The sequence below is a fragment of the Paraburkholderia eburnea genome, from assembly GCF_002917095.1.
Classification (GTDB): domain Bacteria; phylum Pseudomonadota; class Gammaproteobacteria; order Burkholderiales; family Burkholderiaceae; genus Paraburkholderia; species Paraburkholderia eburnea.
The window spans coordinates 690,034-713,655 of sequence record NZ_PQGA01000002.1; the positions used below are offsets into that span (position 1 = coordinate 690,034).

Below are 23,622 nucleotides of genomic sequence, written 5' to 3' on the forward strand. Positions count from 1 at the left end.
AAGCGGCGTTGCTGAGCGTCACTTTGGGCGGCGCCGCTTTTTCAGCAGATAGTCGCGCAGCACGATCGCATGATTGTGTTCGGCGTCATGCGAGCCGTAGAGCAGCACAATCGGGCCAGCTTTGCTGGCTTCGACGAGCGGCGCCCATGCGCCGTGGTTCGCATCCAGTTCGGCCAGATAGCGCCGCTCGAATTCCTCCCAGTGCGCCGGATCGTGATCCGCGGCGTGATACCACTGGCGCAGCGCCGTGCCCGGTGCGACGTCCTTGGCCCACGTCACGCCCGCGAGCCGTTCCTTGCGGATGCCGCGCGGCCACAGCCGATCGACCAGAAAGCACGTTTCGCCGCCTTCGGGCAGCGGTTCGTAGACGCGCTGGATCGAAATCCTCGCTTCGCTCATTTTCGAAGTCTCCTTTTCACGAATGCCGGTCTGCGCGCCCGCCAGCGACGCCGCGACGCGTTCGCGCAGCACCGGCAAGACGTCATGCTCGAACCACGGATGACGCTTGAACCAGCCCTGATTGCGGGGCGAGGGATGCGGCAGCGGCACGATGCCGGGCCCGTACTCGCGCCACGCCTCGACGGTGTCGGTGAGCGTGGCCTTGCGGCGCTCGCCCAGCACGTAACGCTGCGCGTACTGGCCGACCAGCAGCGTCAGGCGCACGTCGGGCAATAGCGCGAAAAGGCGCGAGTGCCAGAGCGCCGCGCATTCGGGACGCGGCGGGTTGTCTCCACCGCCGCCACGGCCGGGATAGCAGAAACCCATCGGCACGAGGGCGACGCGCGCGGCGTCGTAAAACACGCCCGCGTCGATGCCGAGCCACGAACGCAGCCGCTTGCCGCTGGCGTCGTCCCACGGAATGCCGGAGGCATGGACCTTCGCGCCCGGCGCCTGACCGACGATCAAGAGGCGCGCACTCGCACTGGCCTGAAGCACAGGACGCGGGCCGAGCGGCAACGCATCCCCGCACGCCTGGCAGGCGCGGATTTCGGTCAGGAGACGTGGGAGCGAGTTCGACACAGCAGTGGAGATTTCGACGCCAAAACGGCGAAGCGACGAAGCGCATACGGAAAACCTAGTCTATCAAACGAGACAAAAGCGCGACAAAAGGGCGAAAAGCGCGCATCCACGGCACCCGCGCGAGTCGTATTCGGGTTTTCCTGTAATCTCGCGGCTGGTCTATGCGCCACTTCGCCACGGAGCCGCCATGCCTGCCACACGCGACACGCCGTCTTGCGCCACCCGAATGGTCCGTACGGCACCACCGTGCGGCGAGGTGAACCGATGAGCGGCGGCGCCCTGGCGCTCGGCCTGACGGGCATGCTGGCGAGCCTCGCGCTCCTCATCTGGCTGGCGTACCGGGGCTGGAGCGTGCTGCTGCTCGCGCCGCTGTGCGCGATGCTGGCCGCGCTCATTTCCGGCCAGCCGATCCTCGCGCACTGGACCCAAACCTTCATGCCCGCCACGGGCCGCTTTCTCGCGCAGTTTTTTCCGTTGTTTCTACTCGGCTCGCTGTTCGGCAAGCTGATGGAGGACAGCGGGTCGGTGGACGCCGTCGCGCAGTTCATGATCGATCGACTCGGCACGCGTCACGCGCTCGCCGCCGTGGTGCTGGGCGGCGCGCTTGTCACCTACGGCGGCGTGAGCCTTTTTGTGGCGTTCTTCGTGCTCGCACCCATGGCGCAGGCGCTGTTCCGTTCCGCCGATATCCCGCGCCGCCTGATGCCCGCCGCGATCATGCTGGGCACCGCCACGTTCACGATGTCGGCGCTGCCCGGCACGCCCGCGCTGCAAAATGCCATCCCGATGCCGTTTTTCGGCACGACGCCGTTCGCAGCACCGGGGCTCGGCATCGTCGCGACGATCGTGATGGCGAGCTTCGGATTGTGGTGGCTCGGGCGCGCCGCGGCTGGCGCGCGGCGCAATGGCGAAGGTTTCGTCGAACCCGCGGGCGGCGGCGCCGACGACGACACGCGCGGCAAATCCCCGCTCGTGCGCGAACGCGCGAGCGTCGCGCAAACCTTCGATCCCGCCGAAATCGACCGCGGCGCGGAGGCTTCGAACCACGCCGGAGCGCCGCCGCCCTGGGTCGCACTCGCGCCGCTCGCGGTCGTGGTGGCGATGAACTTCGTGATGAACGTCGTGGTGTTCCCGCGCATCGACGCCAGCTATCTCGCCGAGCCGCGCTGGGGCGCGACGACGCTGCACGCCGTCTCCGGCGTATGGGGCGTTTCGGTCGCGCTGGCGCTGGGTATCGTCGTGCTCGTCGCGCTCAACCGGGGGCGTCTGGGCGCGCTGCGCGAGAGCGTCGATGCGGGCGCGAACGCCGCCGTGCTGCCGGTGTTGAGCGTCGGCAGCCTCGTGGGTTACGGCGCCGTGATCGCCGCGCTGCCGGCCTTCGAGGCCGTGCGCGACTGGGTGCTCGGCATCGGCGGCGGCCCGCTCGTCTCGCTCGCGGTGGCGACGAATCTGCTCGCGGGCCTCACCGGATCGGCTTCGGGCGGGCTGACGATCGCGCTCGATGCGCTGGGCGGCACCTATATGCAACTGGCCGCGCAGCACCATCTCGATCCCGCGCTGCTGCATCGCGTCGCGGTGATGTCGTCGGGCACGCTCGACAGTCTGCCGCACAACGGCGCGGTGGTGACCCTGCTGGCCGTGTGCGGCTCGACGCATCGCGAGAGTTATCGCGATCTCGTGGTGGTGAGCATCCTGGGCGCGATTCTCGCGCTCGCCGTCGTGATCGTGCTGGGTTCGCTATTCGGCAGTTTCTGAGCGGCGGTTTCCGGGCGGCGTCCGAGGCGTCCGCGCCAGAACACGCGTAGACTCGCCCGAAGCAGCCGCGTCACGTAACCGCCGTGCGAGGAGGTTCCATGAAATTGCTTGCTGTCCACCCGAGCGGGCTGATGTATACGCGCGTGTTCCTGCGGCTTGAGCCGTTGGGCCTCGAATCGGTCGCCGGCGCCGCCCGCGAGGCGGGGCACGATGTACGACTGCTCGACCTCCAGGTGGAAACCCATCGCCACCTGATGCGTCTCGTGCGCGACTGGCAGCCGCAAGCGCTCTGTTTTTCCGGCAACTATCTGGCGAATATCCCCGAAATCATCGACCTGTCGAAGGCCGTGAAAGCGGCCTTGCCATCGTGTTTCGTATTCGTGGGCGGTCATAGCGTGTCGTTCACGGCACACGATCTGCTGCGTCATGCCGATGGCGCAATCGACTGCATTCTGCGCGGCGAGGGCGAGGCCTCGATCAACGCTCTGCTCGCAGCCGTCTCTGAAGGCCGCGATCTGCTCGCGGTGCCTGGCGTGGTGACGCGGGACGGCACGGGCTCCCCGCCGCGCTTCGTCGAAAATCTCGATTCCGTGCGGCCCGCGCGCGATCTGCTGCGGCACCGGCGCAAATACTTCATCGGCACGCTCGACCCCTGCGCATCGATCGAATTCGCGCGCGGGTGTCCGTGGGACTGCACGTTCTGCAGTGCCTGGACGTTCTATGGCCGCAGCTATCGCACGCGCAGCCCCGAGGCGGTGGTCGAGGAACTCGCGGCGCTGCGCGAGCCGGGCGTCTTTATCGTCGACGATGTGGCCTTCGTGCATGCGGAGCACGGTATGGCGATCGCCGAAGCGATCCGTACGCGCGGCATCAAGAAGCGCTATTACCTCGAAACGCGCGGTGACGTCCTCCTGCGCAACAAGGAGGTATTTCGCGCATGGGAAGGGCTAGGACTCAAGTACATGTTCCTCGGCCTGGAGGCGATCGATGAAGAAGGACTCAAGGCGTTTCGCAAGCGCATAAGCCTCGACCGCAATTTCGAGGCGCTGGAGTTTGCGCGTTCGCTCGGCATCACGGTGGCGGTCAATCTGATCGCCGATCCCGACTGGGACCACGCGCGCTTCGAGACGATCCGCCAATGGTGCCTCGATATCCCGGAGATCGTGAACATCAGTGTGAACACGCCGTATCCGGGCACGGAGAACTGGCAGCACGAATCGCGCCGCCTCACCAGCCTCGATTACCGGCTCTACGATATCCAGCATGCCGTGGTGCCCACGCGCCTGCCGCTGCCCGAGTTCTACGCGGAACTGGTGCGCACGCAACAAGTGCTCAACCGCAAACATCTGGGCTGGACCGCGTTGCGCGGCGCGATGGGCCAGGCCTCGCATCTGTTGCTGCGCGGTCAGACCAATTTCGTGCGCATGCTCTGGAAATTCAATTCCGTGTTCGATCCGCGCCTGCAACTGGCCGACCACGCGCGCCGGGTGGACTACGAGATGACGCCGCCGCCCGCCGCGACGGGCGCGCCGCAGACCGATATGAAAACGGTCTACATCCACGGCCCGATGGGACGCAAGGGCCGCAGGATCGACGACGCCACCGAGCGTTTCGTCGACGAAACCCGCATGGGAGCGGGCTGAGCGCCACTCGCTTGCGCTGCGGCCAGATCGAGTTTTTTTGCGTCCGGACGCTTTCGCCGTTCGGCTGAGTGGACGCGCACGCCGATCCGGGCCACACTGCGCGCATTCCGGCAAATCGCATCCAAAATGCGCATCAAGACGAAAAACATATGGAACTGCGCCAGCTACGCTACTTTCTCGCCGTCGCGGAACACCTGCATTTCAGCGAGGCCGCACGCGTGCTCGGCATCGCCCAGCCGCCCTTGAGCCAGCAGATTCTCAAGCTCGAAAAGGAAGTCGGCACGCGGTTGTTCGTGCGCCATTCGCGCCATGTCGAACTGACCGAAACCGGGCGGCTCTTTCGCGAGCGCGCGCTGCGCATTGTCGAGGACGCCGATCTAGCCCTGGCCGAGGCGCAGAACGCCGGACGCGGCGAAACGGGTCGGCTCAATCTGGGCTTTGCGGGCTCGACGGTGTTTCATCCGCTCGTGGCCACGCTGCTGCAGCGCTATCGCACCGCGTATCCCGGCGTGGCGATCGGCTGCGAGGAAAGCAATAGTTCCGTGCTGCTCGAACGCGTGAGCGAGGCTCGCGTGGATGCCGCTTTCGTGCGGCTGCCGCTCGATTGCCGGGGGCTGGAGACGCAGCCACTCGTCGAAGAGGACGTGCTGGCCGTATTGCCGCCGCGCCACCGTCTCGCGCGCAGGCGCAGTCTCGATCTGGCCGATCTCGCGGGCGATCCGCTGATTCTTTTTCCGCGCCCGATCGGCCCCGATCTCTACGATTCGATCATCAGCGCGTGCCGCGCATCGGGTTTCAATCCCGTCATCAGCATGGAGTCGCCGCAGATTTCCTCGACCGTCAACATGGCTGCGGCCGGTTTCGGCGTCACATTGATTCCGTCGTCGATGCGGCAGATTCAGGCCAAAGGCGTCACGTACCACGCACTCAAGGGCGGCTCGCTGCATACGACCATTGCGCTCGTGCATCGGCCACGCGAGCGCGCGCCGACCGTGCAGAACTTCGTGCGTATTTTGCGCGATACGGCACGGCACGCGGCGGCCCCCGTCGATTGATATCTTTTTCGTCTCGATCGCCGTAAACGCGGTATTGGACGCGGGGTGGTGCGACAAATTATCCTAGCCTCATTCGCATCTGCTTTCCTCTGGAGCCGTCCGCATGTCCACCGTTCCCAAACGCCCCCCTTCGTCCAGCGCTTCTTCCAGCACGACGTCCAGCTCCACACGACGAGAAGGGGGCGAAGGGTGGGCATCGCTCGTCGCCGCGCTGCAAGCCATCGCCGGTCATCGCTATGTGCTGACCGGCGACGAGGCCACGCGGCGTTACCGCAAGGGCTTCCGCTTCGGCGAAGGCAAGGTGGCGGCGGTCGTGCGCCCAGGCTCGCTGGTCGAGCAGTGGAAGGTGTTGCAGGCCTGCGTGGCCGCGAACGCAATCGTGATATCGCAGGCCTCGAATACGGGCCTCACGGGCGGATCCACACCCGATGGCGACGACTACGACCGCGACGTCGTGATCGTGAGCATGACGCGCATGCGTACCGTCTATGTGATCGACGAGGGCAAACAGGTGGTCTGCCTGCCCGGCGCCACGCTCGATCAACTGGAACAGACCCTCAAACCGCTTGGCCGCGAGCCGCATTCGGTGATCGGTTCGTCGTGCATCGGCGCGTCGGTGGTCGGCGGCATCTGCAATAACTCGGGCGGCGCGCTGGTGCGGCGCGGGCCAGCCTATACGGAGATGACCGTGTACGCCCAGGTGAATGCGCAAGGCGAACTCAGCCTCGTCAATCATCTGGGGATTCGCCTAGGCGAGACGCCCGAGCAGATTCTCGCGCGTCTCGATCGCGGCGAGCTGCCCGAGGCCGATATCCGTCACGATGCGGGCGCGGCCTCCGACCGCCACTACGCCGAGCACGTGCGCGACGTGGACGCCGCCACGCCCGCGCGCTACAACGCCGATCCGCTGCGCCTGCACGAGGCGTCGGGATCGGCCGGCAAGGTGATGGTGTTCGCGGTGCGGCTCGATACCTTCCCCATCGAGCAGGGCGCGAAGGTGTTCTATATCGGCACCAACGCGACGTCCGAACTCACCGACGTGCGCCGCTATCTGCTAGGCGAGCTGTCGAGCCTGCCGATCGCGGGCGAATATCTGCATCGAGACGCTTTCGATATCGCCGAACGCTATGGCAAGGACATGTTCCTGCTGATCCAGCATCTGGGCACGCAGCGCTTGCCGGGCCTCTTTGCGCTCAAGAGCCGTTTCGATGCCTTTTTCGAGCGCTTTTCGTTCTTGCCCGCGCATCTGACCGACCGTGTGATGCAGGCCGTGAGCCATCTGTTCCCAAGCCATCTGCCCGCGCGTCTCAAGGACTATCGTGCGCGTTACGAGCATCATTTGATGCTCAAGGTGTCCGCCGATACCGCCGACGAAGCGCGCGACTATCTCAAGCGCTATTTCGCGCAGGCCAGCGGCGACTTCTTCGAATGCACCGCCGAGGAGGGCACCAAGGCATTTCTGCACCGCTTCGCGGCTGCCGGCGCCGCCGTGCGATATCGCGCCGTGCATGGCGACGCCGTGGAGGATATCGTCGCGCTCGATATCGCGCTGCGGCGAAACGATCGCGACTGGTTCGAAACGCTGCCCGAAGCGGTCGAGCGGCCGATTGCCATCAAGCTTTACTACGGGCATTTCCTGTGTCACGTGTTTCACCAGGACTACATCGTTCGCAAGGGCAACGATTGTCTCGCGCTGGAACACGAAATGTGGAAGCTGCTGGACGCGCGCGGCGCCGAATATCCCGCCGAGCACAACGTCGGCCATCTCTATCACGCGAAGCCTGCGCTGAAGTCGTTTTACGAACAGCTTGATCCGTGCAACTGTTTCAATCCCGGCATCGGGCAGACTTCGAAATTCGCGCATTATCGCGAGAGCGCGCAGTAAAAAATAAAACGGCGGTGCGCTATAGGCACCGCCGTTTTGCTGATCTACGCGAATTTCGCGGATTCAACCCGCCTTGCTAACCGGTACCCAGCCATTCTGCCTGGCGGCTTGCGCAAGCTGCGTGGCGATCGATGTCGCGAGCTTGCCTGTATCAGCGGAAATCGTGTCGCGCTTCGTTTCGGAGGCGCCATGCACGCCCGCGCCCGCTGCCGCCGACATCGCCACGTGACCGGCCACCGCGCCCACGCCCGCCGTTTCGGCGATGCCCGGCATATGGCCGCTGTCCGCGTTCGCCTCGAAGGTGACCAGCGTTTGCGGCGCGCCGTTGGCCGGCAACCAGGACACGGCGATGGTCGCGCCCACTTCGCTCTTGCCCGCGCCGAGACCGATCAGCATGCGCCGACGACGGCTGCCCGCGTCGATCGTGTCGATGCGGCCTTCCACGACGATGGCGGCACGTCCGGCAGGAACGGGACCGTCCACGCGCACGGCGGGCAGACCCTGCTTTTGAAGCTGCGCGACGATGTCACCGGCGAGCTTTTCGCGTGCGGCGAGTGCGGCCTGTTGTTGTTGCTGCGCCGACGATACACCTGCTGCCATCGCCTTGAGTGCCTGCGCCATGCCGCTGTCGAGCTTCACTACATCGGGAGATATCTCGAACGCCGAAACATAAATCACATCGGCCTGCACTTGCGGCAGCGGAGCGGCGGCCTGCAGCGCATTCGCAGCCGAGGCGCAACCCGAACTGAATAACGAACCGGCGAGCAAAACAGCGCCTGCGATGCGTTTGGACTTGTTGATGAAAGCGCGAAGGAGTGTGGTCATGTTGTATCGCCTGACTGTCTTCGACATGTTCACATCGATCAGGATGACGAAATATCGAAGTGGGTTCATGAAAGCCAGCGGGGCGCTGCGCCTTTCGGCTGCATGCGTCGCTCAGCACAGGCGCAAGTATGGGAGCAAGCGCGTGCTTATGCCACACGCAAAGTATGTCGATCTATGTCATGCGCGCGGGGGCGCGCCGGAAAACGGGGATGGGTTGAGCGAAAGCTTCACGACGGCTTCGACGCCGCCGCCTTCACGGTCCAGAAAGGTTAGCGAACCTCCATGCTGACGCGCGATTCTGTCGACTATGGCAAGCCCCAGACCCGTGCCGCCCGAATGTCCGCGTGCGTTGCCGCCACGGCTGAACGGCGATTTGAGCCGCTCCAGTTCCTCGGCGCGAATGCCGTTGCCGCGATCGCACACGCAGACGCAGGCGAAACCTCCCGCCTGCCAGGTGCGGACCGACAGGCCAGAGCGTCCATATACCACCGCGTTCTGCATCAGATTCATCAGCAGGCGCATCACGGCGACGGGCCGGAACGCGAATACGGGCAGCGCGGTTTTCTCGAAGTCGAATTCGTGCCCGAGCCCCGCGAAATCGGCGACCAACTGACCGACGAGCGCATTGAGGTCGCCTCGTTGCGGCACCTCGCGCTCGCCGCTGCCGGCGTAGTCCATGAACTGCTGAAGAATCGTATCGATGGTGTCGAGATAGCTCTCGGTAGCGGCCACGAGGCTGTCGTTGGTGCCGCGCGGTAACGCCATCGCGATCGCCAGGCGCAACTTCGTGAGCGGCGTGCGGATATCGTGCGAAACGCCCGCGAGCATCAATGCGCGCGTGGCTTCGGCCTGGCACAGCGCGTCGGTCATCTGATTGAAAGCGCGGCTCACCTCGGCGATTTCGGTGGGGCCGTCGGTGGGCAGCGGTGCGGGCGTCTCGCCCGCGCTCACGCCGCGCGCCGCGTGCGCGAGTTCGGCCAATGGCCGGTTCAGGTGCATCTGGATCAGCCAGCCCGTGAGCGCCGCGACCAGCGCCAGGCTGATCGACAGCACGATGGCCGTGGTGACGCCGCTCACCTGGGTCTCGGCGATCATCGGCAGGGCGATCCAGACGGGTTCGCCGCCCGCGTGCACGCGTATCCACAGACGCGCCTCGTCCTCGCGGTCGTTGTCCATGATTTCCCAACGCACCGGCATATCGGCGGGCAGATGACGCCGCAGCGCTTCCAGAAAGACATCGCGTTGCCATGTGCGGAAAAAATGCGGCGGATTGGTCTCGGGCGCGACCACGCTCGACGCCGGCGCCTCGTTGCGCGCATTCAGCCGCGCGGCGGCGGCGCGGCTTTCGGCGGCCGGCATGGCGACCAGCATGCCGTCGAGCATCTTGACGTAGTCCGAAAAAATGATCGAAGCGCGATCGATGCGGGGGCGCTGCATGAAATGGAGCAGGGCGCTCAGCGAGCAGACCTGGGTGAGCGCGACGAGCGCCACCAGCAGCGCGATATTGCGCGAGAGCAGCGAGCGCGGCAGCCAGCTTCGGGGCCGGCGCTGCGGCGCAAGCGCGGGGCGCGCCATCAGGCGTCGACGCCGGCCACCAGCATATAGCCGATGCCCCAGACGGTCTTGATGAAACGCGGCTTGGCCGGGTCGTCCTCGACGATCTGGCGCAGCCTGAGGATCTGCACGTCGACGCTGCGATCGAGCGCGTTGTGGTCGCGTCCGCGTGCGCGCGCGAGCAGGTTTTCGCGACTCACGGCGCGATTGGGCGACGAGCCGAGCGCGTGCAGCAACAGCATCTGCGCGGAATGCACGTCGATCGGCGCGCCGTCGCGCATGAGTGTCTGCTGGCCGACGTCGAACACGAAATCGCCGAAACGCAGGCGCTGCGAGACCACGGTCGGGTCGCCGGCCGCCATCTTCTGGCGGCGCAGCAGCGCTTTCACGCGCGCCACCAGTTCGTCGGGCAGGAAGGGTTTGGCGAGGTAGTCGTCGGCGCCGGTTTCGAGGCCGATCACCTTGTCCGCCGCATCGCCCTTGGCGGTGAGCATGAGGATAGGCAACGTGTGGCCTTCGGCGCGCAGGCGGCGGCACACGCTCAGGCCGTCCTCGGGTTCCATCATCAGGTCGAGCACCAGCAGGTCGTAGGGCTCGCGCTGCAACATGCGGTCGAGGCGCTTGCCGTCCGCGACGGCGCGCACCTCGAAGCCGTGGCCGCTCAGGAAGCGTTGCAGCATGTTGCGCAGCTCGGCTTCGTCGTCCAGAACGATGATGCGGTTCGCCTGCTCCATGGCCGCCTCCGGCGGTGATCGATCAGAAGGGGCGAGCGTGAGCGCGCCCCATTCCCTGTTGTCGTCGTACATGCCGCGATCATCGGTTCGCGGCGGCTCGCTCGCGCATGAAATTTTCTATCTGCGCGAGCGTCACATAACCGGCGCGCTGACTGTCGATGGCGTCGAAGTGTTGGGCCACCGTCGGCATACCGGCTTGTGCCTGCTCGCGCGTGAGCTTGCCGTCGTGCGTCGTGTTCGCCTGCGCGAAGCGGGACTGCAATTGCGCGAAGGCTCGTGTCATGCGCTCGTTGGCGGCGGGCGATGCGGACAGCGTCGGCGCGCCATTGGGTGCTGCGCTCAGGCCCTGCGCCGAAGCCGCAACTGAAACGATACACAAAATCAGGGGGACGATCATCTTCTTCATGGTGTGCTCCGTAGGATGGCCGACGCAGGGCGTCGGCCGGGTAGGGGAAACAAATAAATCGGCTGGGTTTGCAGGGGTGAATGCATCAGGCCCAATGCGCGGGCACCCACACGCCGCCCATCCAGTGGCCCGGCACCCAGACCGCAGGGCGCGGGGCGACGTACACGGGACGCGGCGCGATATAGACCGCACGCGGCAGCGGGCGCGCGACATACACCACCTTGGGCGCGGGCGGGGCGACATAGACGACCTTCGGAGCCGGCGCGACGTACACCGTCTTCGGCGGCGGGGGCGTCACGTACACGGCCTTCGGCGCGGGCGTGACATACACCGCGGTGTTGGCGGGCGGGGGCGGCGTGACCACCACGGGCGTGGGGGCCGGGGCAACCGCGACCGCGGCGCCAACCGCCACCGTGCCGCCCCCGGCCACGACCATCGTTCCTCCCGTCGTGCCACCGGCTACCACCGTCGTGCCATGTACGACCGTGCCGCCGCCTGAAGTCGTCACGACGCCAGGCGCCACGCGTGTTGCGCTGCCCGAGTGCGTGTAAGTGCCGCCATCCGTCCCCGTGACCGTGGCGGAGCGCGAGCAGGTCGAACCGGCGCAATTCGTCGAGGCGTTGTGGCTCACGCTGTTGCCATTGGCCGCGCTGACCGTGCCCGTCGAGCTGTACTGGCCCGGCGCGGTGCGCGTCACGCTGCCCGAGGTGGAGGCGCTGCGGCCGTTTTCGCCCGTCATCGTACCGGTGTGCGAGCAGGTGCCGCCCGCGCAGCTCGTGTCGCCCGCATGTTGGACCGAACGCCCGTTCGGGCCGACCGCCGTGCCGCTGTTCGAGAACTGTCCGGGCGCGGTGCGAGTGACCGTGCCCGTGTTGGTGGCGACGCCGCCCCACGGACCCGCGACACCGCCCGCGTGCGTGCAACTGCCGCCGCCGCAGGAACCGGCATACGCGCCGTTATAGGTGCCGTGCGGCGTATAGGCGGTGCCGTGACCGGACCAGCCTGCAAAAGCAGGGGCGCTGGCAAGCGCGATGAGCGTGGCGGCGGCGAGGCGGAGCGATTTCATCGGAGATCCTTGTGTTTCGAGCGTGAGAGCAGGGCGGTTCGGTTCAGGGCACGCATCCGGCGTGTCAGCGGAACGAACTATAGGGCTGCTCCCGGCGCGAGTCGCCTGTAAAACCATGTCGCGGTGTTACAGGCGGGCGGGCGCATTGCTTCTCTGCCCCGTGTGCAACGGGTGTGGCGCCGATGCGTTCTACAAGGCCACGGCGCGCATGACATATCGCGACATACTTCGCGCGTGGTGCTTCGCGCGATGCGCTTCTAAAGTGCACTTCATCACAGTGCCCCCAATACTCACCGTCATCATGCTCACCACCGGCAAACTTGCGTACTACGTCACGATCTTTATCGTCGTCGCGTCGCTGATTGAAGCGGCCTGGCTCACTTTCAGGAAGCGCGGCTCCGGTGAGACCGCATTCGACTGGGCCGAAGTGTGGCTCTCGCTCGCCGATCTCGCCGGAAGAAAACTATTCGCTCTCCTGCCGGTTTCGCTCGCCGCGCCGATCTTCCATTTCGTCTGGGAACATCGTCTTTTCACGATTCCGATCGACAATCTCACGTTGGGGTTCTTCGTCTTTATCGGCCAGGAGTTCTGCTATTACGGATATCACCGCGCCTCGCATCGCATGCGCTTTTTCTGGGCGACGCACGCGGTTCATCATTCGCCTAACCAGCTCGCGCTGTCCTCGGCCTATCGACTCGGCTGGACCGGCAAACTCACCGGCTCCGCGATGTTCTTCGCGCCGCTCGTCTGGCTCGGCGTGCGTCCCGAAGTCGTGCTCTCCATTCTCTCGTTCAACCTGCTTTATCAGTTCTGGCTGCATAACACGTGGATTCCGAAGCTCGGCTGGCTTGAGTACGTGTTCAATACGCCGTCTGCGCATCGCGTGCATCATGCGTCGAATGTCGATTATCTCGATGCGAATTACGGTGGCGTGCTGATCGTGTTCGACCGCCTGTTTGGCACCTACGTGGCGGAGCGTGCCGACGAACCGTGCCGCTACGGCCTTGTCACGCCGACGCGTTCACGCAATCCGCTCGTCGTCGAATTCGGGCATTGGTTGAGCCTGGCGCGCGATATCGCGGCTGCGCCCAGTGTGTGGACCGCCGTGCGTCATGTGATCTTGCCGCCGGGCTGGAGCGCGCACGGCAAAGGCGAAACCACGGAGGAACTGCGCAAGCGCAGTCTCGCGGCGGTGCGCACGGACGCGTAAGGTGAGTAGTGCGATCGCCCGAGCGGTTGCCGTAAATGGCAAGCTCCGCTAACGTGGCGGCCTGCGGCGGCCACGAGCCGCCGCGACGTTTTCGAACTTTCCGTCCGGACCCGGACGACACTCTCGTAGAAAGCAGGCAAACAAGATGGATAACTCAGTGAACGGCAAGACGGTGGCGATTACGGGCGGCTTCGGCAGTCTGGGTTTGGCGGCGGCGCAGTTTCTCGTGTCGCGCGGCGCAAAGGTCGCGCTGATCGGCCGGGGCGCGGCACCCGCCGGCGAGGCTTTGCCCGCGGCGCTCAAGGATGCGGTCTGCCTCGGCGGCGTCGATCTGGTGGATGCCGACGCGGCACGCGCGGCGCTGGAAAGGGCCGCCGAGGCGATGTGCGGACTCGATGCGCTCGTCAATATCGCGGGCGCATTCCGCTGGGAAACGATCGCCGACGGCGACGCGCGCACCTGGGATCTGATGTTCGACCTGAACGTGAAGACGGCGCTGAACGCGTCGAAAGCGGCGCTGCCCGCGCTCCTCGCGCGCGGCACGGGCCGTATCGTCAACATCGGCGCGGGTGCGGGGCAGAAAGCCGGGTTGGGGATGGGCGCCTATGCGGCGTCGAAGGCCGGCGTGGCGCGCCTGACCGAAGCGCTGGCCGAAGAACTCAAGGACAAAGGCGTGACGGTCAACGCGATCCTGCCGAGCATTATCGACACACCGCAGAATCGCGCCGACATGCCCGACGCCGATTTCACGCGCTGGGTTCAGGCCGACGAAATTGCTTCGGTGATCGCGTTCCTGCTTTCTTCAGACGCGCGCGCGGTCACAGGCGCCGCGATCGCGGTGAACGGGCGCGTTTAAAACGCGGTAAGGCGTGTGCACGGGCCTAGTGTCCGTGACCGCCGCTGCTGCCGTGGCCGCCGGCGCTTTGCCACGTGCCGCCACCGCCATGCCAGCCACCGTGGCTGCCGTGCGACCCACCGCCATGCCAGCCGCGATAGCAGCATCTACCGCCTCCCCAGTACGCGAAACCGAAACTCGGCCCGTAGTAATAGTCGGGGTAGTAGCCGTAGCCATACGGGTAGCCGTAAGCGTAGGGATAGCCATAGCTGGCGTCGTAATAGCCCGGATAGCCGGGGTAAGGAGCGACGGCGCAGCCCGCAAGCGCGGCGGCCGCCCCTAATGCGCAGACGAAACGGAACACAATAGTCTCCTTCCGATACTCCTTTGGCAATGCGGGGCGGGGTCGGGTTCAAGCGGAATTGTGTCCGTGAATTACTGTCGCTTTCGCCTGAATTGTCAGGAAGCCGAAAGATTTTTCGAGCCGCCGAACAACATCCGATCGAGCAACAGTACGCCGACAATCGTCGCGCCCATCAGCGGGAAAATCACGGCGAGAATCGCCAGTCCGGCCTTCCACGCACGCATCGGCGGAGCCGCGCGCTCGCGCGACGGCGCGCCCACCGCGCGCGCGGGACGGCGCAGCCACCACATCACGAAACCCGTGACGGCGAGGGCCGCTAGCCCCAACGAAATCGCGGTACAAATCAGTTGATTCGCGAGGCCGAAATAACGGCCCATATGCAGCGACGTACCATATGAAATGACCTGCGAGACCGCGCCGTAATCGCCATACCGGATATCCTTCAGCACCGTGCCGCTGTACTGGTCGAGATAAACGGTGCGTTCCTGCTGTGGGTCCGCTGGAAAATACGACACCGTGTAGACGCCTGAGGCCGTCGCGGGCAACGCCACGTCGTAGCCGCTGGCGACGCCAAGCGCCCTCATGCGCGCAACGACCTGATCGAGCGTGAAGCGCCCGGTTGCAGGCGAGGCCGCGTCGGGCGACTGTGGCACGCGCACCGCGCCAACGGCCCACGGCACGTTGGGCAACGGGAGATCGTCCATCACCATACCGGGCATCGACGCCATATCGTGGCCTGCATGCTCCGAATGATCCATCTGCATGGGCGGCCTCGCATCAGCGTGCTGCTGCGCACCAGGCAGCGTGGATTTCAACGGCAGGCCGCCACCCCAGGCGCCGCGCGGCGCGCCTGCGCTCACACGCGTCGCCAGCGCCTTGAACTGCTTGCCCCACGAGCCTGTCCACGGCAGGCCGCTGACGACGAACGCGAGCGCGCCCACCGCGAGCCAGATGCCGATCACGCCATGCAGGCTTTTCCAGAAAGGCCGTCCCTTTGCTCCCAGCCGAGGCCAAAGCGCGGCACGCAACGCCGATCCGTGGCTACCGGGCGCGGCGCGCGGCCACCAGAGCGCCACGCCCGTACCGATCATGACGAGCGTCCAGCAGGCGGCCAGTTCCATCAGCAATTCGCCGGGCTTGCCGAGCAGCAGCTTGCGATGGAGCATGCGATCCACCTGCATGAAACGCCCATCGACGTCGAGCGTGCCGAGTACTTCGCCGCTATACGGATTCAGATAGACGCTTTCCTTGCGGCCGTTCATGAGCGCAAAAACAAATTCGGCGCTGCGTGCGGGATTGGCCTCGATATGCGCGCGGATCGGTTTCGCACCGACCGGCAGCGCGGCCTGAGCACGCGCGAGCAGGGTATCGGCGGAAAGACGCGGCGTGTGCGCGGGCGTCACCACGAGACGATGCGGATAAAGCAGCGGCTCGATCTGCGGCTGAAAACAATAGATGGTGCCCGTGATGGCCAGCACGATCAGAAACGGCATGACGAAAAGGCCGGCGTAAAAGTGCCAGCGCCAGAGCGTGCGATAGCCGGGATGGACGGCGCTGGTAGCGCGCGCGGGGCGCGTGCCAGAGGCGGGCAGCGTAGTGGACATGGGAAGCTCCTGTTAATTCGATGTTGTTAGCGCAAGGAATGTGAGCGATCGCTCATATACCGATCTTCGCCTCGACATAGAAGGTGCGGCCCGGATAGGGGTGATAGACGAAATAGCGCGCGTCGAACAGGTTGTCGACACCCACGCCGATTTCGCTCTTTTTCGTGGGCCGGTACGTATACTTCACATCGGCGACTGTGTACGTGCTGGTGCCGCCGAATACATTCGGATTCGTATCGGCATTGGTGAGCGTGTTGTACTGGCGTCCTGAATAGCGAGCCGCGAGCGTGAGCGCGTTATGCGCGTCGAAGCGATAAGTCGCGACCGCATTCACGCGCCACAGCGGAATGCGATAGAAGTACTTGCCGACGCTGGCCGGGTTCTGCGCATTCTCCAGAATCTTCGACTGCGTGTAGGCCACGCTCGCCGTGAGATCCAGGCCCCGCAGCATCACGTCCTCGCCTTGATAGCTCGTTTCGACGCCGCGCGAACGTACCTTGCCGATATTCTGGAAGTTGGTGACGTTCGGGATGACCGTGGTATCGGTCTGGCTGAAGATCGTGTTCTTCACGTCGTCCTGGAACAGCGTGAAGCGGAACAGTCCATTCCAGTGCGCCCATTCCGCCGTGAGTTCCTTCGAAAGATCGTCTTCGGCCTTCAGATTGGGGTTGTTGTTCACGATCGACGAGCCGTTTATCTGGCCCTGGAACAACTCGCCCACGGTCGGGAAGCGGAACGCGCGCGCGACCGAGGCGCGTAGCGTGAGATCGTCCGTGACATCGAGGGAGAGCGAAGCCTTCGGCGAGAAATGGCGATCGCCAACGCCCGCGTAAGGCACCGTCGATGCGCCGAGCGCCTGATAGCCGTCGTAGGCGTGCCAGTCTTCGTAACGCACGCCATACACGAGTTTCCAGCGCGGCAGAAAGCGCCACGCGTCCTGCGCGTAGAAAGCCTGCGTTTCGGTCTTGCCCGCGAAGGCGTTGGCGAAACTGCCCGCCGGACCGTCGCGCCACGCGAGCGTGTTGTAAGTGCGGTTATCGACGGTGTAGTTGTCGTAGTGATAGCCGAAGGTCAGCCAGTGCGCGCCAGCTCCCGCATCGGGCCGCGCGGGTGTCCACGTGGTCTTGAGATCGAGCGTCTTCCAGCCCGTGCCGTCGCCGAGCGTCATCGTGCCGGCGCCGTTGCCGGAACCGCCCGAATTCGCCGTCCGCGCGACGCTGTTGCTCACATCGTAGTACGAAGCAATGGCTTCGCCGTTCCAGCCGGTGGCCTGATGCGTGCGAAGATTCACGCCGTAGAGCCAGTTCTCGCTCCAGCCACGGCTCGGCGCCATCGCCGCGGCAGGAACGGTGTACTCGTAGCCGCCGATGTTCACCTTGCCGCTATAGACGGGGTTGCCCTTGTCGTCGTAGAGGAAGGTCGATGTCTGGCTGTCGTAGGTCTGGTGCCAGTAGCCGAGCGTGAAGCCGCCTTGCACGGTGGGCGTGAAATCGTATTGCGTACGCAGCTTGAACTGGTCCTGCACCGTATGCTCGATGCCTTCGCCGTTCACGCCCAGCACGACAGTGCGCGCATTGGTCTGGTTGTTATAGAAATACGCGCCGTGCACGGGCGTGTCGCCCGCTTTCGCGGGCGTGGTCGATTGTGCGAGCGTCGCGAACTGCAGCGGCTGGCTCGTGTTTTCCAGATGATTGACGCCCAGCAGCCAGGAGAACTTGCCGATACGGTCACCAATCGACGCGCTCATTTCGCTGCCGTTGAAATTCTGGTTCACGCCGTAAAGGCTGAAATGCTGCGTGAACGCTTTCACATCGGCGTTGGCTTCGAATTGACTGGGCATGCGCGTGGTGATGAGCACGGTCGCGCCGAGCGAGTTGCCTGGATAAAGCGCCGAATACGGCCCGTAGATCACATCCACCTGCTGGATCTGGTCGGGGAACACCATCGACCAGCGCGGCGGGAACGCGTAGCTGTTGCCGAGCAGATTCGACAGCAACAAGCCATCCGAATAGACGAGGCCACGCGCGCTTTGCGTATTGCTCGTGCCGCGCACGGCGATGATCGAATTGAGGTCGCCGACAAAACGCTTGCGCACCGCGAGATTCGGCAGGTACTTGAGCACGTCCTCGGTATTGACGACGTTCCAGTTGTTGAATTGCGCGGGCGTCACGGTTTCGACCGTGGCGGGTAGATTCGGATCGACAGCGGGCGTGGGCGCACCCTTCGCGTCGCTGTGCGAGGCGCTGACGGTGACCGTAGGCAGCGTCGTGGCGCTCGTATCGGTATTGGCGGTATCGGCCGCGTGAGCCGATGCAGCGGCGAATGCTGCAAGCGCAGCGGCCGCGAACGGCGCGAGCAGGGACAGCGGCGCAAGGCGGCTGCGGACGTGCGGGTGCAACCGCGAGGACGAGCGCAGGCGCGCGCCGCGCGAGGCGGGCGTGAACATGTAAAGGTTTCCCCAGAGCGATAGACGTGCGGCCGCTCGCGCCCGCATGGCGGGCCTGCGCGTGTGCAGCGCGCGTCTTCGTCCACATGAAGCCGATGGGCTGATGAATCGTGGGACTCAGCCTTCGATCAGGCGAACGCGCGCGCGAGCCATTCAGGGCACAGGCGGGCGCGATCGCAGGCGATCATGCGGAGAAGACGCAAACGTGCGGCCGGTGAGGGCTGCTATCAGGAGAGCACTGGAGGGGCGCGTGGCCGGCCCGAGGGGAAGGCCCCGAAGGGCGTATGACGCGTGGAAAGCGGCACGACGCGACCGACGGCAGCCACGAGCGCGCGTTGCGGCTCGGGCGCCGCAATTGCGGGCATCGCGACATGGTGTTCGAGCAGATGGCAGTAGCCGCAAGCGCCGAACGCATCGTCGTGCGAAAGATGCGGGGCCGCGGAAGCGGACTGGAGCGCGGAGCAGAGCGCGGCGTCAGGCTCGTGCGCGTGATGCGCGGCAATCAACTGACTCGCGAGCGGCGCAAGCACGATGAGCCACATGGCGACGAGGCCAAGCCATGCGGTCAGCAGAATGTGCTTGCGTAGATTCATATTGGTGTGAGCGATTGCGCGGCGCAGTCTACCATGATGCGAATGATTTGCGCACGCGTTAACGCAGGCTGAAAGCGGTCATAAGCAGTCCCGTATTCAGGCCTGGAGCCTGAAGGAAAGGCCACAAAACAAGGGCTTTCGAACTATTCCGATGGTTGGTCGGACGTGCGCGCGCGATCATCATCGGCGTGAACAACCCAACCACGTGAGGGCCGCATACATCGCGGCACGCGATCATGTCCGTTTTTTCCCTACGCCCGTCGCCCAGCCTGCGCTGGATCGCCCGCACTGCCGAACCCATTGGGCACGGCGCTTCGTACCAGGCATGCGACGGTGCGTCGCATCCCCATGCCGGCACACACGCGCCGCTTGCGCGCGGCAGCGGTATCCGCGCGACGCGTTGCGGTCTGGCACTGCCTGACGGTTTCGCGCTGAAACTCGGCGCACGAACACATGCCACGCCGCGCAATCCGGTGGTCTGTCCGCTTGAGGAGAGCGCGTTGCGTCAGTGGTGCGTGCGTCGGCAAAGCGGCATGTGTCCGGAATGTCTGGAGCAAGCCAAAAATGAACCACCGCGATCGCAGCCCTGAAACAGACGATGCCGTTGCGCACTCACGCCGAGTGCTGGCTTGCGGCCTGTTCGCGTAGCGCTTCCAGTTCCTGCACGACCGCATTCGACAAGGCTTGCGCCTCATCGGTCCATGCGCCGGACTCCCGTAGCGTCGCGCGCAATTCAAGGCACGCTTCGTACAGCATCGACGGACCGAGCACGGCCAGGCCGCCCGACACGCGATGCGCCCATTCGCGCAACCGCTTGAAATCGCGCTCCGGCACAATCCGCGCATAGTCGGCGATATCGTGATCGGCCTGCTCGATGAAGAGCAGCGCAATTTCGGGCGATAGCGCGGGAAAACGCGGCACTTCGACATCTTCGCCAGCATCTTCATCGGCATCCTGCGTGGGCGGCGCTATCGGATGCGCTTGCGCAGCGATGTCCGCGAGCACGCGCGCCAACGCCGCCAGTGGCACCGGCTTGCTCAGGTAATCGGTAAAGCCCGATTGTCGGCCCTGCGCGATCTGTTCAGGCAGCGCGTTGCCGCTCACCGCATAGATGGGCAGCGCAGCATGCTTCGCCCGCGCGACCTTCAACAGTTCGAGACCGTTCATACGCGGCATGTTGAGATCGGTCAGCACGACGTCGACGTGGGCTTCTTCGAGTCGTGCGAGCGCTTCTTCGCCATCCTTCGCTTCGATCACATTCGCGCCGAGCGTGCGCAACTGGTCGCGCAACAGGCTGCGGTTGAGCAGATTGTCTTCGGCGATCAAGACGTTCAGGCGCTGGAATTCGCTGCCTTGCGGCGGCTGCGGCGTGCTGGATGGGACGGCTTGTGCCGTTCCATCCAGCGGCATACAAGGTTGCGCGCGCAACATCTGCGTGGCGGTACGGATGCCCGTAAGGCTATAAAGACTCACCTCGACGCTGCCGTCCTCGCGTGCGAGTGGCACGAGCGGCCCATCCTGGCGAACCCATACGACGTTGGCGGTGCCGCCCCAGAGTCGCTGCACATCTTCGGTCGTGTATTCGTCCGTCACCAGAAGATAATCCAGCGAGCTTTCGCGTGACGAATCATGCAGCGAGGCAAGATCAATCGGCATACTGACTGTCTTGTCGAACAGATTCGTGAGCCATTCGTGATTCTCGGGCGCGCGGCACAGAATGGCCGGATGCACGTCGGGGAGCGTCCACTCGCTGCCCGCGCTGGCGTCGCCGTCCGGGCGCAACGGCAGACTGACAATCACGCGCGTGCCCACGCCCAGCGTGCTCTCAACTTCACAACGCCCGTGCATCAATTTGGCCAGACGCCCGCAGATCGACAGACCCAGCCCCGTGCCGCGCGCCTCGGTGAGCCGATGCGCATCGCCTTGCGTGAAGGGCTGAAAAAGCCGCGCCTTGAGCGATTCGGGCATGCCCATGCCCGAATCGGCCACGCTGATTTCGAGCGTGTCGTCGCGCCAGTTCGCGCGCAGCACGATCTTGCCCGAATGCGTGAATTTGAACGCATTGCTCAGCAGGTTATTGACGATCTGCGCGACACGTACCGGATCGAAATAAAGGCGCGCGGGAATGGCGCGATCCATCACGAGATAAAAGGGCAGTTGCTGGCGCGCCGCGAGCGGTGCATGCGCGAGTGCGATACGCACCAGTTGCGCGGCAATCGATTCGGACTCCTCGGAAAGCGTCATCGCGCCCACGTCGATCTTCGAGAAGTCGAGCACGTCGCTCACAATCTGCAGCAACTCGGAAGAGGAAACCTGCATCGCCTGCACGCGGGCCTCCTGCTCAGGCGCGAGCGGCCCGCGTGCCACCAGCTCGATATTGCCCGTGAGCGAGGCCAGCGGTGTGCGAATCTCGTGACTCATCGCCGCGAAAAAACTCACTTTGCTGCGCGCGGCCTCGTCGCTGGTGCGCTTCGCTTCGCGCAGGAGGCGCTCGGCTTCATAGTGTTTCGACATATCGGCGAAAGCACAGAACATCACATCCTCGCGCCTCATGGTGGCCGGCGCGAACGTGATCTCCAGATGCACATTTTCGCCGTCCTCGCGCGTGAGCGAAAAGGGCAGATCGTAGATCGGCAATTCGCCATCGCGGGGTGGCGCATAGGGCGTGCGCTTTTCGAACTCGACGCACAGCGCCGCCGGAAGCCGCGTGGCCTGGGCGTCGAGGCCGAGCACGTTGCGCACGATCTGGTTTGCGATGACGATCTCGAAGTTGCGCCGGCGTACGATGCACAGGCCGACCGGCGTGGCGTGCACGAGCAGATGGTTGAGCAGTTCGCCTTCGAGCGCATGCGTGGCCTCCGCATAGGTGCGTTCGAGGACGTGATGGTTCCAGTAGCGCGCGATTGCGCCGAGCAGGACGAGAAGCGCCAGCGTCATCAGCGCGATGATGGCGAGCGGCATACGGATCAGCGCGAATTGCGTGGTCCACGAGATCGCCAGCGTGTAGTGGCCGAAATCGTATTCGAGCGGCTGCTCGCGCATGACCCAGCCAAAACGCGGCACCAGATGAAAGCGCTCGGGCGATAGATTGGCGACTGCGCGATCGACATATTGCGCACCCGCGACGGGCAGCGGGCCGGCAAGCATCGCACCGTCACGGTCGAACAAGGTCGGGCTCGCATCCGCGGTCCCCAGGTCGGGCACGCCCGGAAGCTGATCGAGATCGATCGCGGTCAGCACGATCGCATAGGGCTTGCCGTCCTTGAGCACCGTGACCGCGCCGAGCACGACCGGCGGCGCGAAACCGAGCCCGGCGGCCGGGTGAAACCACGTGACCTGGCGCCATCGGCCCTCGCCGAGCGGGTCGATGCCGCGCGTGTTCATGCGCAGCAGCACAGCGTCCACCAACATGCGCGCGTGGTCGGCACCGCCTTGCAGCGATGCGATGGTCGAGCCGCGCGGGTTGGGTTTGAGTTGATGGCTCCAGGCCGCGCTGCCGTCGAGCAGCACGAACATCATCGGCTCGTCCGGACCGATCACCGAGGCCATCTGCGCCACGCGGTCGCAGAACGCGCGCAAATCCGCCGCGCCGGTGAGGTCGTCGAAGGCGGGTGTGCAGGCTTGCGGCGGCGTGGGTGTGGCCATGTGCACGGCGCCCAGCGCCCCGTCCTCGTGCAGCGCTAGCAGAAGACGCAGGCTTGAGAGCAGATTGAAGCGCCGCAGCAGCAACTGGTTGGTCTGGGCCTTGACGACGCGCATCTGCGTGGCCTGATTCGAGAGCGATGCTGCACCGATGCTCAGCGCGGCCACCGCTGCCGCGCACAGTCCCGCGAACGCCAGCAGCACAAGCAGCATGGCGAACACGCGCCGCTCACGCCCCAGATTGTGCTCAAGCGTCCTGAGCGCGCTGAGCGGCGAAGCGAGCGAGGTGATGCGCCGTTCCATTATGCGAACCCGTGTTCGCTCGCGTAGCGGATGAGATCCGCGTTGGATTCGAGGTGCAGCTTGCGCATGGCGGCCCGCTTCTGGGTGGCGACGGTCGTGACGGATCGGCTCAGGCGCTTCGAGATTTCCGTGACGCTCAGGCCGAGTGCGAACAGTCGCACGACCTCCAGTTCGCGCGGCGAGAGCGGGTTGCTGCGCCGGAAGTCGTCGGCGGTCGAGCCTTCCTTCGCGAGCCGCTCGGCGATACGCGCGGAGAGCGTCGTACCCGGTTCGACCAGCGCGCGCTGACAGACCTGGGCGAGCGTCGGAATCGGCTCGTCCTTGCCGACGAGTCCGGCCACGCCCAGCGCGGAAAGCTCATGCAGGATGCCGCCGTTGGTCAGCATCGTGAACACCACGACGGGCAGATCGGGATAGAGACGCCGCACGCGGCCAATGAGGCGCAGGCCGTCTTCGTCTTCGAGCTCGCCCTGCATCGAGAAGTCCGTCACGAGCAGATCGCAGGCAATCGTGCGCAATGTGTCGATGAGCTGGGCGCCGGAGTCGGCGGTGGCCACGACGCGATGGCCGGGCAAATGGTCGAGGTAGTCGCGGATGGCCGTCAGGACGACAGGGTGATCGTCGGCCACTACAATTCGCAGGTTTTGCGTGGTGGCATTCGTCATGGGCGTGGGCGTGTCGC

The 23,622-nt window shown here is 65.1% G+C and carries 18 protein-coding genes and 1 pseudogene; 6 read left to right on the plus strand and 13 right to left on the minus strand.

What is annotated here, in order from left to right:
• Positions 1-18: 18 nt before the first annotated feature.
• Positions 19-399, minus strand: coding sequence for a DUF488 domain-containing protein (locus B0G62_RS32085; protein WP_244193153.1), 381 nt, complete (start codon positions 397-399; stop codon positions 19-21).
• 36 nt (positions 400-435) lie between these two features.
• Positions 436-1,032 (minus strand): annotated as a pseudogene (locus tag B0G62_RS31875) (uracil-DNA glycosylase family protein); the annotation flags it as partial.
• Between the two features lie 252 nt (positions 1,033-1,284).
• Between B0G62_RS31875 and B0G62_RS07605 the strand changes: the two are divergent.
• The 4 genes from B0G62_RS07605 (at position 1,285) to dld (ending at position 7,358) form a co-directional block, all read left to right on the plus strand.
• Complete coding sequence (locus tag B0G62_RS07605) at positions 1,285-2,775, plus strand: GntP family permease (protein WP_103703535.1); 1,491 nt, start codon at positions 1,285-1,287, stop codon at positions 2,773-2,775.
• A 98-nt stretch (positions 2,776-2,873) separates the two neighbouring features.
• Positions 2,874-4,418: a hopanoid C-3 methylase HpnR gene (hpnR, locus tag B0G62_RS07610; RefSeq protein WP_103703536.1), complete on the plus strand. Its 1,545-nt coding sequence runs from the start codon at positions 2,874-2,876 to the stop codon at positions 4,416-4,418.
• A gap of 149 nt (positions 4,419-4,567) precedes the next feature.
• Positions 4,568-5,473: a LysR family transcriptional regulator gene (locus B0G62_RS07615; RefSeq protein ID WP_103703677.1), complete on the plus strand. Its 906-nt coding sequence runs from the start codon at positions 4,568-4,570 to the stop codon at positions 5,471-5,473.
• A gap of 103 nt (positions 5,474-5,576) precedes the next feature.
• Positions 5,577-7,358 (plus strand): D-lactate dehydrogenase, encoded by a 1,782-nt coding sequence (gene dld, locus B0G62_RS07620; protein ID WP_103703537.1) that lies wholly within the window; start codon positions 5,577-5,579, stop codon positions 7,356-7,358.
• Between the two features lie 63 nt (positions 7,359-7,421).
• Here the strand turns inward: dld and B0G62_RS07625 are convergent, their stop codons facing one another.
• From B0G62_RS07625 to B0G62_RS07645, 5 genes are all read right to left on the minus strand, one after another.
• Entirely contained in the window at positions 7,422-8,183 is a 762-nt protein-coding gene (locus tag B0G62_RS07625) for a DUF4410 domain-containing protein (RefSeq protein WP_103703538.1), read from the minus strand.
• Between the two features lie 177 nt (positions 8,184-8,360).
• Positions 8,361-9,758: an ATP-binding protein gene (locus tag B0G62_RS07630; protein WP_103703539.1), complete on the minus strand. Its 1,398-nt coding sequence runs from the start codon at positions 9,756-9,758 to the stop codon at positions 8,361-8,363.
• Positions 9,758-10,471 (minus strand): response regulator, encoded by a 714-nt coding sequence (locus B0G62_RS07635; protein ID WP_103703540.1) that lies wholly within the window; start codon positions 10,469-10,471, stop codon positions 9,758-9,760. The genes B0G62_RS07630 and B0G62_RS07635 overlap by 1 nt, the downstream gene beginning before the upstream one ends.
• A 79-nt stretch (positions 10,472-10,550) precedes the next feature.
• Positions 10,551-10,877, minus strand: coding sequence for an EF-hand domain-containing protein (locus B0G62_RS07640; RefSeq protein ID WP_103703541.1), 327 nt, complete (start codon positions 10,875-10,877; stop codon positions 10,551-10,553).
• An 85-nt stretch (positions 10,878-10,962) separates the two neighbouring features.
• Entirely contained in the window at positions 10,963-11,943 is a 981-nt protein-coding gene (locus tag B0G62_RS07645; protein WP_103703542.1) for a hypothetical protein, read from the minus strand.
• Between the two features lie 301 nt (positions 11,944-12,244).
• Between B0G62_RS07645 and B0G62_RS07650 the strand changes: the two genes are divergently transcribed.
• Both B0G62_RS07650 and B0G62_RS07655 read left to right on the plus strand, forming a co-directional pair.
• Positions 12,245-13,153, plus strand: a complete 909-nt coding sequence (locus tag B0G62_RS07650) for a sterol desaturase family protein (RefSeq protein WP_103703543.1) — start codon at positions 12,245-12,247, stop codon at positions 13,151-13,153.
• A 145-nt stretch (positions 13,154-13,298) separates the two neighbouring features.
• Positions 13,299-14,009, plus strand: coding sequence for an SDR family NAD(P)-dependent oxidoreductase (locus B0G62_RS07655; protein ID WP_103703544.1), 711 nt, complete (start codon positions 13,299-13,301; stop codon positions 14,007-14,009).
• A 25-nt stretch (positions 14,010-14,034) separates the two neighbouring features.
• On the opposite strand, the gene B0G62_RS07660 is transcribed toward B0G62_RS07655, so the two are convergent.
• The 6 genes from B0G62_RS07660 to B0G62_RS07685 all read right to left on the minus strand — a co-directional run bounded on the left by B0G62_RS07660 (position 14,035) and on the right by B0G62_RS07685 (position 23,605).
• On the minus strand, positions 14,035-14,352 hold the full coding sequence (locus tag B0G62_RS07660) for a hypothetical protein (RefSeq protein WP_103703545.1): 318 nt from the start codon (positions 14,350-14,352) through the stop codon (positions 14,035-14,037).
• A gap of 95 nt (positions 14,353-14,447) precedes the next feature.
• Positions 14,448-15,956 carry a PepSY-associated TM helix domain-containing protein gene (locus B0G62_RS07665; protein WP_103703546.1) on the minus strand — a complete coding sequence of 503 codons (1,509 nt, stop codon included), beginning with the start codon at positions 15,954-15,956 and terminating at the stop codon, positions 14,448-14,450.
• A gap of 52 nt (positions 15,957-16,008) precedes the next feature.
• Positions 16,009-18,402, minus strand: a complete 2,394-nt coding sequence (locus B0G62_RS07670) for a TonB-dependent receptor (protein WP_103703547.1) — start codon at positions 18,400-18,402, stop codon at positions 16,009-16,011.
• Between the two features lie 227 nt (positions 18,403-18,629).
• Positions 18,630-18,995, minus strand: coding sequence for a DUF2946 domain-containing protein (locus tag B0G62_RS07675; protein WP_103703548.1), 366 nt, complete (start codon positions 18,993-18,995; stop codon positions 18,630-18,632).
• 612 nt (positions 18,996-19,607) lie between these two features.
• On the minus strand, positions 19,608-22,940 hold the full coding sequence (locus tag B0G62_RS07680) for a hybrid sensor histidine kinase/response regulator (protein WP_103703549.1): 3,333 nt from the start codon (positions 22,938-22,940) through the stop codon (positions 19,608-19,610).
• A complete protein-coding gene (locus tag B0G62_RS07685; protein WP_103703550.1) occupies positions 22,940-23,605 on the minus strand; it encodes a response regulator in 666 nt (221 codons plus the stop codon). Before B0G62_RS07685 ends, B0G62_RS07680 begins: the two co-directional genes overlap by 1 nt.
• Positions 23,606-23,622: the final 17 nt, after the last annotated feature.